The organism is Actinomadura sp. GC306, assembly GCF_004348665.1.
Classification (GTDB): domain Bacteria; phylum Actinomycetota; class Actinomycetes; order Streptosporangiales; family Streptosporangiaceae; genus Spirillospora.
On the sequence record NZ_SMKM01000060.1, the window covers coordinates 1 to 12,474 of the forward strand.

Here is a 12,474-nt window from a genome sequence, read left to right on the forward strand (position 1 = left end):
CCGCCGAACCGTTCACCCGCACCACCCGCCGCCACGTGCCCGCGCCGCCGCTGCGCATCGGCATAGCCTGCGACGTGTCCGGCTCCATGAACGCCCTGGCCGCCCCGGTCGCCTCCGCCGCCTGGATCATCGCCCGCGCCGCCGGACACATCCCCGACGCCCTGGCCGCCACCCTCATCTTCGGCGCCCGCGTCCGCCCCATCGTCCACCCCGGACACACTCCGAACACCGTGACCACGTTCGCCGCCCGAGACAACTACGAGAACTTCGTCCAGGCCGTCGACGCCCTCGACTCCGCCGCCGAACTGACCCGCCCCGGCGCCGCCCGCCTGCTGGTCATCGTCTCCGACGGCATCTTCAAAGACGACCAACGCGAAGACGGACAGCAGCGCCTCGACCGGCTCACCGCCGCCGGATGCGGCGTGCTGTGGCTGTCAATGAACGGCCGCACCAGGGCCATGAAAAGCGCCCACCGGGTCGCCCTCACCGACCCCGCCGCAGCCGCCGACGCCATCGGCGCCGCCGCTGTCCGCGCCCTACGCAACGCCTGACCACCCGCCGCCCGGTGCGCCCCACACGGGGCGCACCGGGCCGTCACCGGCCCCTACCGGGCGGCACAGCGACACCCGCCGCCCACTACCGGGACACGCCGCCAACCATCCTGGCGGATGGACAGCACCGGGCGCCGCAAGACCAAAGAAGTCCTCAACTCGGCAAGGAGAGACCGACCGTGAACTGCATGGAGACCTACATTCGAGACCGCCATGACGACACCCGCCAACGGCGCTGTGAGGCAGAGGCGAAGATGCTCGCCGGCCTCGACGAGAAAGACGACACCGCCACCGAGGTCGCTGCCGTCGCCCGCGCTGCCGCAACTTGGTGGGGCGAGCCGGTCACCGGCATCGACCACGAGGGCCTGGACCCCGTCCAGGCGCCGTGGCGCGCCCGCGACACCGCCCGCCGTGCGCTGACCGACCGCACCATCCCGCGCCACGCCGACCCCTTCACCTAAGGCGTCGGCGTCACCTCATCGAGACGGCCCGCACCTTCGACCGCGACGACGCCCATCTGGACGACCTCACCACCCGCACCGAAAGGCCCAACCCGTGAGCCACCTGCCACCATCCGCAACTCAGCCGGAGACGGACGACACCGGCCTGATCGTCGAGCTGTGCGCTCTCATCGACGCCACCGCCAAACTCGATGAGAAGCCCCGCAACCGCCTACAGGCCGTGCACGAGGTGGTCACCGCCGCCTACCGCGTCGCCGAGGCGGCCGAGCCGGTCCTGGACAGCGAGACCGCGCTGCTCATCGCCCTGCGCGAGGCCGCCGCGGCCCGCCCGCCGATCCCGGAGTCGTGCCCCGGCTGCCAGAAGATGAACGGCGCCCGGTGCGGGCACCACGCCGGGAGCCTCGACGTCGCCGAGACCTACCACGAACTCGGCCACGCCCTCAGCGGCCCCGTCTACACCGCCCCCGACAACCGGCCCGACGACCCGGCACCGGCGACAGCCGACCGCCGTCGGTGAGAGGAGTCTTCGATGTCCCGCACGATCAGAATCGATGATGAGGTCGCTGCCTTTCTGGAGCGCAGCAAGCGCGAAGGTGAGACTGTCGATCAGTTCCTGCGCCGCTGGCTCGGCCTCGCCCCGGCCCCCGACCGCACCGGCCGGGGCGGCACCGGCTCGACGCTGACGGTCCCTGAGCGCGCCGTCCTGGACGTGCTGACGAGCACCGGCGCCGCGATGACCGCCGCCCAGATCACGGTGGCGGCATCGATCAGCCCGGCCGCCACCGGCAAGGCGCTGCGGTGGCTGGAACAGGCAGGCAAGATCCAGCGTCACCACGTGCCCAACAAGGTCACCCGCCGCTGGCACTCCCAATGGCGGATCACCACCAACCGAGCCCCGGGCGAGACCTGACCGGGCACCCGCCGAGGTCGGCCTCCGCTAAGGGGGGACCGTCACCCTCCCCCGCCCCGTCCCGGCACTGCTTCAGGACGGGGCGGGGGTCTGCGTGCCGCTGATGATCTGCTTGACCTTGCGGCGATCGATGCCGTACTTCTCGGCCAGATACCGCTGAGAAACCGGCCGCCCCGGCCCGTTCAAACTCGCGCGATACTCGGCCAGGACGGCCTGCTCAACAGGCTGCTCCAGCCTGGCGCCATCCGGGTGGGGCTGCTCCAGACTGGTACGTTCCGGTTCCGGCGCCCTCACCCGGCGGGGTGCCGCGCGGCGGGTGAGAGTCATCAGCAACTCGAACGAGCCGACCAACGCCAGGGCGGGCCAGGCGCTGACCAGCGCGCCGATGGGCCCGTGTGTGGCGCCGTGCGCCACGTTGGCGCCCACCGTGGCGCAGATGCCCGCAGCCAGGCTCCACCCGGCCAACGCCGGTACAGGGCGGTTGCGGCGGCTGGCGTCCAGGATCACCATGGACGCCGCCCAGATCAGGCCGTCCACGGTGAACGGCACCAGCCGCGCCGTCGCGCCGGTTTCACCGTGGGAACGGACCAGGTCGAGCATGTGCGCGTAGGAGATGAGCGCGGCCACGGCAGCGACCGCCACCACCGCCAGCGCCGTGGTCACTTTGATCAGGCGATCGGTCACCGGCCGGCTCCGCTCGCCGGTGCTCCTGCTCGCTGGTGTGCGGTGGGTCGGGTGAAGCCGAGCAGTGTGGAGCGGCGGTAGGACTGAATCTGGACGACGGTGCCGGTGTGCGGTGCGGCGATCATCTTCCCGCCCCCGATGACCAGGCCGACGTGCCCGGGATTGCTGGTGGAGGTGCCCGGCCCGGAGTTGAAGAACACCAGGTCGCCCGGCTGCTCACGCCCGACAGGGACGCGGGGGCCGTGCCGCCACTGCGCACCGGACACGCGCGGGATGCTGAGACCGGCGGCGCGGTAGGCGGCGTAGGTCAAGCCGGAACAGTCGAACGCACCCGGCCCCGTCGCGCCCCAAAGATACGGTTTGCCGAGTTGCGCGCGGGCGAACGCAATCGCCTTCGCGGCAGCGTGGCCGGGAGGCACCACGGCCGAGAAGGCGCCGGCGCAGTCTGCTGAAGTGGCGCCGAGCTGATTAGGTGTGCGTTGGGCGTAGGCGCGAGCTTGTCGGACGACCTTGTCCACGTAGGCGTCGGAGTGGTTGTACTGGAACAGTGCAGTCCGGAGGCGTTCGGGTGCGCCGCCGTGCTTGAGGTAGCGGGCGGCGGCCGGGATCGCATCGGCAGGGTCATATACATCCCTGCGGCCGTCGCGGTCGCCGTCGACACCGAACGCGGCCCAGGTGCCGGGCATGAACTGCATGGGACCGGCCGCTCCGGCATGGTTGCGGCCCGAGGAGATACCGGGGCCGGGCCCGCGCCCGTGGTCGGACTCGACCTTCCCGACCGCCGCCAAGACGTGCCACCCGATCCCGTACTCTTGCCCGGCTGCGCGGTAGAGCGTCAGATACGCAGGCGGGATGTCGGCGGTGGAGCTACCGGGCTCAGGCTGGCAGACGGCCTGTCCGGAGCCGGGCATGACCGCGCCGATCACCGCGACGAGCACGGCCATCAGGACCAGGACGCCGACGGCTGCTCCAACAACCAGCGGCATCAAGAGCCCGCCGAGTCGTGCGCTTGAGCGTCGTCGTGCCGGCGGACGGTGGCCCACAGGCGCGCGAGATCGCCGAGACTGCGCCGAGGGCCGGTGGCGCCGGCGGGCTGCCACACCGGCCCGGCGGGCCCGTGAAATGAGCTGGCGGGCGTGTGAACGGCGGTGGCGACCGGAATCTCGGGGGTGCCGAGCAGGCGGCGGAGGTTGGCCTCGCGTTTGGATGAGGGCAGCCAGAACAGGACAGGTGTGGTGGTACCGGTGGCTTCGGCGAGGTCGGCGTAACCTCCGAGTTTGGCGGTGACCCGGGCGAGGGTTTCGGTACCCGTGTCGTGTTCGAGGAAGAAGTCCAGCGTGGCCGCAGTGCCGTCGGCGCTGGGCTCGGTCCAGCGGCCGAAGGCATCCGGCCGTGCCAGATCACCCCACAAGGCCGCGCAACGGTGCTCCGACCACCACTGCTCCACGGCGCCGCCTCGGCGCCGGACGTAAGCGTGCAGGGAGACGAAGAACTCGTTCACGCCGACCTGGTGGGCGAGGCGGGGTGAGACGGCGATGGCGGTGGCGGTGTCCTGCCGGTAGCCGAACTCGGCGACGCTTTGGCCGTGCTGGACGGCCAGTACATGCGCGCCGGCCGGGCCGAGGACCCAGTGCCAGGGCTTGGAGCCGACGGGTGCCCAGGGGCGGAACCGGAGTAGGGCGTGGTGGTTGTGCAGGTGGTTGAGGCGCTGTCGGGCTCGTTCTGGGGTGGGGAACAACAGTCGGGTGAGCTGATCGGTCGTCAGGACGCGGTGTTCCCAGAGCAGGGTCAGCAGGTTCCGATCGCGGTCGGTGAGCCGGTAGGCCAGTTCCGCGACGACCTCGGGGGTGACTCGTGGGGCACGGATCTGGGTTCCGCGTAGCCGGGTGCGGGTTGTGCGAGGCCGGGTCATCGCCCCTCTTCCTCTGCGGGCGGTAGCGCATCGGCGCTGACCGTGGTTGCCCGATTGGGCCTTTCGGCGGGTGTAAGCGGTGAGGCGTCCAAATTGCGCAACGCGACCTCGGGGATCGAGCGTGCGGTGCGCTGGGGTGTGAAGCGTTCGCGTGATGCGCTGCGGACTACGGCTGCCCTTCCGGGGATGGGGTCGGGTAGTGGGCGGGTGCGGAAGGTGAAGGGCGGGGTAGGGGTGTTGCCGTCCATGAGGCGGGCGGCGGCTTGGTAGGCGCCCAGATGGGAGAGGTCGTGCGGCGCTAGGAGCGGCGCGGTGTGGCGGGCCAGGTCGGTGGCGTCTTCGGGTGAGGCTGCGAAGTAGATCTTGTTGCGGGCGTCGGCGGAGACGGCTTCGCGCAGGTCCTTGGGGAGTTGGGAAAGGTGCTGGTGGGCGAGGGTGAGGCTGAAGCGGTAGGCGCGGGCTTCGGCGAGGATGTCGCTGACGGAGCCGGGCAGGTTGAGGAAGTTGTGGGCCTCGTCGATGTAGGCGGACGCGTCCGGCCGCTCGTGCTCGAGTTGGGTGGCGCGTGGGGTGATGGCCTGCCAGGTCTGCGCCAGCAGCAGTGACCCGAACAGGCGGACAGCGTCCTCGCCAAGGACGCCTTTCGGGAGGCGGGCGAGGATGAGGCCGCCGGAGGCGAGGGTGCCTGCGAGATCGACGGTGGAGGCGCCTCCGGACAGGGTGTCGCGGATGAAGGGGCGCAGCAGGACGGCGCGGAGTTTGTTCATGACTGGGCTGATCACCGAGGCGCGTGCAGCCGGGGTGAGTTCGTCGTAGGAGGCCCAGAACCCGTGCAGGAGTTCGTCGGTGAGGCGTGCGGTGACGCGGGCGCGGTAGGCGGTGTCGATGAGGAGTTTGGGGATGTCGCCGAGGGTGGCGCGGGTGCCGTTGACGCGGGTCAGGGTGAGGCAGGCCGAGCGGAGCAGGTCGTCCAGGCGGGGTCCCCAGGCGGAGGTGAAGCAGCGGCGGAAAGTGGTCACGATCGACTCGGCCGCAAAGGCCGCATCGTGTCCGGCGAGCACGTTCAGGCACGGTGGCCGGCCTGATGCGGCGGGGTCGAACACGACGGTGTGGCCGATTGCGCGTTCGGGGAGGCGCTGCAGGATGTCGGCGACCAGGTCGCCTTTGGGGTCGATGACCAGCGCGCCGCGCCCGGCGGTGGCGTCGGAGAGGATGAGGTTGGCCAGGAAGGTGGATTTGCCGACGCCGGTCTGTCCGAGGACGTGCAGGTGCTGGCGGGCGCTGGCGACGGTGAGGCCGACCGGGCGCGGTGCGCCGGCGTCGGAGTCGCCCAGGACGCGGACGCCGGGGCCGGAGACGGGGATGGCGGGTGAGGGCGCGACGGGGCGGGCGCCGGCGCGGGTGACGCCGGGTGCGGCCAGGTCGTAGGGCAGGTGCGCGATCGCGGCGAGTTCGGCGACCGACAGCAGGTAGCCGCGGTGCAGACGACGCTCGGCCAGCCGGGCGGCGGGGTGGTGGAGTCGGCGGCGGCGCAGGTACTGGTGGCCGGAGGTGAACAGCGCGAACGTCGAGGCGGTTTCGTGCGCGTGCGCCCGTAGCCACCCGGCGGTGACTTGGTCGGGGTGGCGGCTGGCGACGCCGTAGCGGATCTGGACCTCAAAGCGCGGCTGGGCGGCTTTGCCGAGGATGGCGCGGACCTGTTCGGCGCGCTCAGGATGCTGGCGGGTGAGTTCGCTCGGGTGGTGGTGCCCCGACATGCCGGGGATGACCAGGTCGAACAGGAAGCTTTGGGGTGCGGTGGATCGGCCCCCGCGCAGCGCTGCGGCGGCCCGGTGTGCCTTGGTGAGGCGGCGGCCGGTGGCGGGACAGGCGAGGATCTGCACGGCGAGGTGTTCGCCTTCGGCTAGGCCGGAGGCGGTGCCGAGCAGTCCGCGCAGTGGGTCGGTGTCGTGGTCGCTGGTGAGCGGGAAGTGGTCGGGGCGGGCCAGGACCAGCCGCCCGCCCGCCGCCCGGTACTCCTGGTCGAGTGGGAGTGGCGGTGTGGCTGGGTGGGTGGTGAGGGTGGCGCCGGGCCAGGACGCCCGGATGGTCTTCTCGACTATTCCAGGCGGGATGGTGCCGGGGACCCAGATATGGAAGCGGACGCCGTTGTGGTCGGCGTGGTACTCGAACGCCAGGTGCGGCTGCCCGAAGATGAGCCGTTTCCAGCGGGGGTGGGTGAGGCCGATGAGGCGGGCCCACCAGGCCGCGGCGCTGCCCGGCTCCACCTTCGGGGGCACCGCCACCTCGATCAGCCGGGCGCCGGGCTCGAGTCGGCTGTTGCGCCAGTCCCACACCACCCACCGCGCGCTCGTCCAGGCAGCGGCAGCGCCGAGGACGCCCAGCGCGGCGACGGGGCCGTAGCCGGTGGCAAGGTCAATGAACTGCTGAGGAGCCTGACCGAGGTCCGAAAGCAGCCCGTCCAGGCCCGTGCCGGGGCCGTCCAGGAAAGTTATACGAGTCATCGCTGGGCGCTCTCCATGTCCGAGGTTGCAGTGGCGTCGTGCTGCTGGTGGCCGGCGAGTTCGGCGGGGTCGGTGGTGACGAGTCGGTGTTCGTGCCGGCTGGCGACGGCGGAGAACGCGGCCCGGTCTGATCCGGCTCCGGTTCCGCACAGCAGTCCTTGGCCGCGGTCGGCCGCGAGCAGGAAGGTCTTCTCGCCGTCGGTGAGGTCGAAGGCGTCGGCGATCTGGTCGATGGCCTGGGGTGCTTGGCGCAGCAGGATTTGGGTGGCGGAGTTGGCGATCACCGCCTGCCCGAGGTCGGTGGACAGCAGGTCGCCGGCGTCCTGGGTGACGACGGCGAGGCCGGCCCAGTGCTTGCGGGCGGACTTGGCCAGCCGGTACAGGAACCGGGCGCCCTCGTCTTCGCGCATGAGCGTCCACGCCTCGTCGACCACGACCAGGCGGCGGCGCCGGTCGGCAGGGTTGGCGACAGCGCGCCAGATCGCGTCCAGGGCGAGCAGCATCCCGACGGCACGGACCTCGTCGGGCAGGTCGCGCAGCGAGAACACCACCAGATGCCCGGTCGGGCGGGTGGTGGTCGGTCCGGCGAACAAGCCCCGGTGGGAGCCGGTCACATACGGCGCCAGCCGCGCCGCCAGATCAGCCGCCGCACTCGCCTCCGAGGCGCCCTGCCCGGCGATCGTGTCGAGCTGGGTGGCCAGGTCGGCCAGAACGGGGGCGGGACGCGCCCATGTGCGGGGGTCGGAACCGATACCGCGCACCCGGTAGGCGGCCAGCACTGCCCGGTCCAGGACCGCTCGTGCCGCCGGTGTGAGCGGCTCGTCGAGCATCGCGCTGATGAGTGTCTGCAGGAACAGGGCGCGGCGGATGAGGGTGTCTTCGCCTTGCCCTTGCGGTAGGTCGAAGGGGTTGAAGTAGACGCCGGGTGCGCCGAGCGCGATGTGGGTCCCGGCGACGTGGTCGCACAACCGCCGGTATTCGTCTTCAGGATCGATGACGGCGACGTGCACGCCCTGGTAGAGCAGGCGCAGGGTTTCGAGTTTGGTGAAGTAGGACTTACCGGCGCCCGAGCGGGCGAGGGTGACGGAGTTGTAGTTGTCCTGGGCGAACCGGTCCCACACCACCACTCCGGAGGAGTAGGCGTTCAGCCCGTACAGCACCGGCGTGTCGCCCAGCACCGGCTGCAGGTCCGGTGAGGTGAACGGAAAGGCGGCGGCGAGCGCGGCGGTGTCGAACACCCGCCGCGCCCCGATCGAGTCCGCTGCAAGCGGCAGAGTCGATGTCCAGCCTTGGAGGGCGCGGAACGTGGTCGGCTGGGCGTCCAGCAGCAACGAGGCGGCCAGCGCCCGCACCCGCTGCACCTCCCCCTCCAACACACCCGCGTCCGGGGCATGGACGGTCAGGTACAGGCCGACGCGGAACAGGCGGCCGTGCCCGCGGGCGAGCGAGGCGGCGAGTTCGGCGGCGTCGTCGGCGGCGGCCTCGGCGGCGAAGTCGGCCAGCCGCCCCCGCTGCGCGTCGGCGCGCGAGGCCGACTCTAGGCGGGCGAGCTGGCGGCGGAGCCGCTGCGCGGCCACCAGCGGCGGGATTGGGTCGATGTGAACGGAGACGTCGAGGCGGCCGGGGTAGGTGAGCAGCGGCTCCAGCCACCCCGCGCCGACCTCCCGCGGGTACCCGGTCACCGCGAACGACGCGCACACCCCGCCGGGCAACTCCAGCGACCGGGTATTGACCCGCAGCGCCGACGGCCCCATCCCCAGGCCGACCAGACCACCTTCATGACCGTCTTCTGCGAGTTCATCGCCGGAAGAGCCTGGCTGCGCGGTGAGGCCGAGTGTGCGCGAAAGCGCACCAAGCAAAAGCCGCATTCAGTCCTCCTGCCGGTGAGTGATCACGTCATCGGGTGCCGCGTTGTCCACAAGGCGGGGTTCGCCTGGGGATAGGGATTCGGTCATGACGGCGGTGGCGCTCGCGGCGTCCAGGACCTCGGCGGGAATGGCGAGCGCGGCCAGGGCTTGCTCGGCCTCGGCGGCGCGGCGCAGGGCGACCGCAGCGGCGGTGTCGCGTCCCACTCGGTGGCGTTTGCGCTGCCGCCATGGCAGGGCGGGCGCCGGGGGCGAGGAGGGGACGTGCCCGGTGATGACGATGAGGACCTGCCGCATGAGCAGGTCGTGCTCGACACCGAGATCGGCCAGAAACGCCGCATGCTCGGACGCGGCCTGCTCCAATGCCGGGTCGGGGAGCGCGGATGCATGTTGGGTGATGTGGTCGGCCAGCCCGGTCAGGTCGACCGGGCGGGCTTGAACCAGGAGCTGGACGGGGGTGTCCAGGGAGTTGAGCCAGCGACCGAACACCGCCACCAGTCCCGCCTGCTCACCGGGGGTACGCAGGCCGAAGGTGAGGGTGCCGGCGCGGACGATGACGGCGACACCGCCCGAAGCCAGCTCCAGCACCCCGTCCTGGCGGACGGCGCGCACGGGCAGCCGCAGCGGTTCAGGGAGCCGCCCGCGCATCCGGCACCAGGCCGGTGGCGGCTGCGCCGGCCCGGCAGCCGTGACCCGTTCTTTCGTTCGTCGCAGATGGCGCAGGGCCGCCAGTGCGTAGCGGTCGAGGTTCATCCCGTCGTGGCGGGCAACCGCCAGCACGACCCCGGCCGCCACGACCGGCACCAGCACCCCGACCAGAACCGGGATCGGCACCAGCGGCCCAAGGGTGAGCAAGAGCCACAAGCAAAGGGCGGCGGTGCCGACCAGGATCGCCAGTTGCCGGGCGGTGAGGCCGTACAGGATCTTGTCCGGCTGGTCGACATCGGCGGGGATCTTCACGCTCATCGGCGCCTCGGTGTGCTGGTGCCGGGTGCTCATCGGCGCCTCCTTGATTTCGGCGGGTCGATCCACAAGGTCAGCTGCCGTCGCGGGACTGGACGTCTGGGCATACCGGGCAACATCAGCTGCCCCGACCGCACCCGCAGCCGCCCACCCTCCGCCGCAGCGCCACCGGGTGCGGGCGGCCGCGGCGAGCGCGTCACCGGGATCGGCAACGCCAGCTGCGTCGGCCGCCGCGCGGTGGTCTTGCCGGCGGAGCCGGGGGCGGCCGGAATCGGCAATGTGAGCTGCCTCGGGCGGTGGCCGGTCTGGTTGCCGCTGTTGGGGTCGGGTGGCTGGCCTGGCGGCATCGGGAAAGCTCCAGGAGGCATCGGGATCGCACCAGCGGGCAGCGCCAGCGGCGGATCAGACGGACCGGGCGACGCCAGCGCCGCCCGCGAGGTGTCGAGCGGTGCCAGCGCGGGGCGTGGCAGGCCGGGCATCGTCGGCACCGGCCGGAAGTACTGCCGAGGCGGCCGTGAAGGCGCGAACGAAGACGGCGGAGGTGACGGGGGCCAGGACTTGCCGGTGGGGACGCGGCGGCGCGTCAAGGCACCCAGACCGCGATAGAGGATGAGGCTTTTGACCAGTCCGGTCAGCGCGCTGGGCTGAGCGGCGCGCCAGATGGTGCGGGCAACCCACGACGGGACACGGACCATGATCCACAGCAGGCACAGCGCCAGCAGCAGATCAATCCCAGCCCCCGAGGCGATCCCGGGAAACCCGCCGCCCGAGTCGCCGGGCTGCCCGTCGACATTGGAGAACAGCAGCCGGAACGCGGTCGCCAAGATCAGGGACTGGCACACCCCGATCGCCAGAACACCGGAGATGCTGCGCCACCACAACCGGGCCAGCCCATCGGTGACCGGCAGCGCGTGGAACATCAACGCCACGGGCGCCGCCGCGATCAGCACCATGGTCAAAGCGACCCGGATGATGTAGATGAACGCCAAGCACAACGCCAGCACCACCACACCCAGCCCGATGAAGATCGTGAACGGCTGATTGGGCACCAGACTCGCGGCCAAGTACGCGGCGATCGCCTCGGCGACCCGGCTCGGATCCATCGCCTCCGCCCCGGCGCTGAGAAACGCCCCCGACAGGCCGTTGGCGAAGGCGATCGCATACCCGATCAGAATGAGGCTCAGGTTGGAGCCCGCGAACGCACCCACCAACCGCGCCACCAACTGCCCCGCCGTCAACTCACTGCCCGGGAGCGAGTGCCCCGCGATCAGCAGCACACCACCCGCAGTGATGATCAGCACGTAGCAGGTGTTGGCGATGGTCTGCGACACGCCCCACAGGTCCTTGGCGCGAGCCATGCCGGGCGAGTCCAGCGGCGGGGTGCCCAGCACGGTCTGCGCCAGCAGGTCGCAGATCGGCTCGGCGGCGCTGGTCACCAGGTCGGCGAACCAGCCGTTCACCGCCTGCTTGGCCATGCAGCCCATGTCCATGAACCCGCACCCCGCGCCCTCCGCGCCGCCATCGCCCGGAGTTTGCTCGCCCGGTGTCGCTGGAGCCGGTGAAGAGCCCGGGGCCGGTTCCCCAGGTTGCGACGGGAGCGGAGACTCAACCGGAGCGGATGGTTGCGGCGAAGACGGTGGCGGCGTAGTAGCGGGCGCCTGGGGTGACGGGGTCATCGCTGGCTGGGGTGCGGGATCGGCTGCACTCCAGACCGGTCCGGCCACCGCACCCAGCACCATGCTCGCCGTCAACATGACCAGCAGCGCCACCGCGATGGTGAACGCCACGGACCTACGCGGACGAGCGGGCGGGCACGTCGGGGCGGTCACGGTGCGCCGACGATGCCCTGGAGGATCTTGACCAGCAGCGGCGCCAGCACCGCGACCGAGTACCCGATAGCGGCGTACCGCAGAGTCTTCTTGGCCGCCTCGACCTCACCGGGGTCACCGCCGGCCAGCATGTAGCGGACCCCGCCGATCGTGGCGAACAACGTCGCCAACCCCACCAACAAACCCACGATCACATCCCGCAGATTGTTGATCACCTCGTCCAACGAGGCGGCCGCGGCGAGGTTGGTGCTGGCTTCGGCGACACCGGGCACCAGCAGCGCGGTCATCACACACCCGACCGTCCACACCACCGACGCCGCCACTAGCCGCCGCCGCGACGGCCGTCGGCGCAGCGTTACACGGCGACCTGCGGTTGGAACGGGCGCAGATGAGGTGGTGCCGGGCCGCACAAGGCGGCTGCTTCCACTGGGGTTTCGGGCAGGCCACTTTGAGGCGAGTTGATGGAGGATTCGGTGTGAGTGTGTGCGGGTGCGCATGGCAGCGTCTCCGGAATGTGATCGACGGAATCGGCTGCCAGCCGTGCGATCAGCGGGGAAACGGCGCGGCCCTCGGGCTGCGGGTGTCCTCCTGACGGGACATGCGAGACGGATGATTGCGGCGGGGACCGGGTTTCTGGCCGTCCGCTCAAGGGCCGCACCGTTCACCGGTGATCTCGACTGGCACCCATGAAGCACCGCCGAACAGGCCCCGATTCACCGTCTCCCCAGCATCCTTGACCAGGACTTGGGTGATCCAGTGGACGAGTCACCCCACCGTAAGCCGTAGCGAGCCCCG

The 12,474-nt window shown here is 71.2% G+C and carries 11 protein-coding genes and 1 pseudogene; 4 read left to right on the forward strand and 8 right to left on the reverse strand.

Features of this window, described 5'->3' with window-relative positions; genetic code table 11:
• The 4 genes and pseudogenes from E1200_RS33650 to E1200_RS11605 form a co-directional block, all read left to right on the forward strand.
• A pseudogene (locus tag E1200_RS33650) lies at positions 1 to 551 on the forward strand (hypothetical protein); the annotation flags it as partial.
• 188 nt (positions 552 to 739) lie between these two features.
• On the forward strand, positions 740 to 1,012 hold the full coding sequence (locus E1200_RS11595; protein WP_131951857.1) for a hypothetical protein: 273 nt from the start codon (positions 740 to 742) through the stop codon (positions 1,010 to 1,012).
• Between the two features lie 94 nt (positions 1,013 to 1,106).
• On the forward strand, positions 1,107 to 1,529 hold the full coding sequence (locus tag E1200_RS11600) for a hypothetical protein (protein ID WP_131951858.1): 423 nt from the start codon (positions 1,107 to 1,109) through the stop codon (positions 1,527 to 1,529).
• A 12-nt stretch (positions 1,530 to 1,541) separates the two neighbouring features.
• Positions 1,542 to 1,922 carry a hypothetical protein gene (locus tag E1200_RS11605; protein WP_131951859.1) on the forward strand — a complete coding sequence of 127 codons (381 nt, stop codon included), beginning with the start codon at positions 1,542 to 1,544 and terminating at the stop codon, positions 1,920 to 1,922.
• 72 nt (positions 1,923 to 1,994) lie between these two features.
• Here the strand turns inward: E1200_RS11605 and E1200_RS11610 are convergent, their stop codons facing one another.
• From E1200_RS11610 to E1200_RS11645, 8 genes are all read right to left on the reverse strand, one after another.
• A complete protein-coding gene (locus E1200_RS11610) occupies positions 1,995 to 2,606 on the reverse strand; it encodes a DUF2637 domain-containing protein (protein WP_131951860.1) in 612 nt (203 codons plus the stop codon).
• Positions 2,603 to 3,550 carry a bifunctional lytic transglycosylase/C40 family peptidase gene (locus E1200_RS11615; protein WP_243708484.1) on the reverse strand — a complete coding sequence of 316 codons (948 nt, stop codon included), beginning with the start codon at positions 3,548 to 3,550 and terminating at the stop codon, positions 2,603 to 2,605. Before E1200_RS11615 ends, E1200_RS11610 begins: the two co-directional genes overlap by 4 nt.
• Positions 3,551 to 3,591: 41 nt before the next feature.
• Complete coding sequence (locus E1200_RS11620; protein ID WP_131951862.1) at positions 3,592 to 4,518, reverse strand: replication-relaxation family protein; 927 nt, start codon at positions 4,516 to 4,518, stop codon at positions 3,592 to 3,594.
• The gene (locus E1200_RS11625; RefSeq protein WP_131951863.1) at positions 4,515 to 7,022 is read right to left on the reverse strand and encodes a DUF87 domain-containing protein; all 2,508 of its coding nucleotides are present in this window, start codon (positions 7,020 to 7,022) and stop codon (positions 4,515 to 4,517) included. Before E1200_RS11625 ends, E1200_RS11620 begins: the two co-directional genes overlap by 4 nt.
• Positions 7,019 to 8,776, reverse strand: coding sequence for an ATP-binding protein (locus E1200_RS11630; RefSeq protein WP_131951864.1), 1,758 nt, complete (start codon positions 8,774 to 8,776; stop codon positions 7,019 to 7,021). Before E1200_RS11630 ends, E1200_RS11625 begins: the two co-directional genes overlap by 4 nt.
• Before the next feature lie 114 nt (positions 8,777 to 8,890).
• Positions 8,891 to 9,886 (reverse strand): PrgI family protein, encoded by a 996-nt coding sequence (locus tag E1200_RS11635; RefSeq protein ID WP_131951865.1) that lies wholly within the window; start codon positions 9,884 to 9,886, stop codon positions 8,891 to 8,893.
• Entirely contained in the window at positions 9,883 to 11,325 is a 1,443-nt protein-coding gene (locus tag E1200_RS11640) for a hypothetical protein (RefSeq protein ID WP_131951866.1), read from the reverse strand. Before E1200_RS11640 ends, E1200_RS11635 begins: the two co-directional genes overlap by 4 nt.
• A gap of 350 nt (positions 11,326 to 11,675) precedes the next feature.
• A complete protein-coding gene (locus E1200_RS11645; RefSeq protein ID WP_207933299.1) occupies positions 11,676 to 11,966 on the reverse strand; it encodes a pilin in 291 nt (96 codons plus the stop codon).
• Between the last annotated feature and the right edge of the window lie 508 nt (positions 11,967 to 12,474).

What these genes read in the sequence shown, in the direction of transcription:
- E1200_RS11630 (WP_131951864.1), bottom strand. Translation starts at nt 8,776, where the DNA reads ATGGGGCCGTCGGCGCTGCGGGTCAATACCCGGTCGCTGGAGTTGCCC.
- E1200_RS11605 (WP_131951859.1), top strand. Translation starts at nt 1,542, where the DNA reads ATGTCCCGCACGATCAGAATCGATGATGAGGTCGCTGCCTTTCTGGAG.
- E1200_RS11595 (WP_131951857.1), top strand. Translation starts at nt 740, where the DNA reads ATGGAGACCTACATTCGAGACCGCCATGACGACACCCGCCAACGGCGC.
- E1200_RS11625 (WP_131951863.1), bottom strand. Translation starts at nt 7,022, where the DNA reads ATGACTCGTATAACTTTCCTGGACGGCCCCGGCACGGGCCTGGACGGG.
- E1200_RS11615 (WP_243708484.1), bottom strand. Translation starts at nt 3,550, where the DNA reads ATGGCCGTGCTCGTCGCGGTGATCGGCGCGGTCATGCCCGGCTCCGGA.
- E1200_RS11635 (WP_131951865.1), bottom strand. Translation starts at nt 9,886, where the DNA reads ATGAGCACCCGGCACCAGCACACCGAGGCGCCGATGAGCGTGAAGATC.
- E1200_RS11620 (WP_131951862.1), bottom strand. Translation starts at nt 4,518, where the DNA reads ATGACCCGGCCTCGCACAACCCGCACCCGGCTACGCGGAACCCAGATC.
- E1200_RS11640 (WP_131951866.1), bottom strand. Translation starts at nt 11,325, where the DNA reads ATGGCCAAGCAGGCGGTGAACGGCTGGTTCGCCGACCTGGTGACCAGC.
- E1200_RS11645 (WP_207933299.1), bottom strand. Translation starts at nt 11,966, where the DNA reads ATGACCGCGCTGCTGGTGCCCGGTGTCGCCGAAGCCAGCACCAACCTC.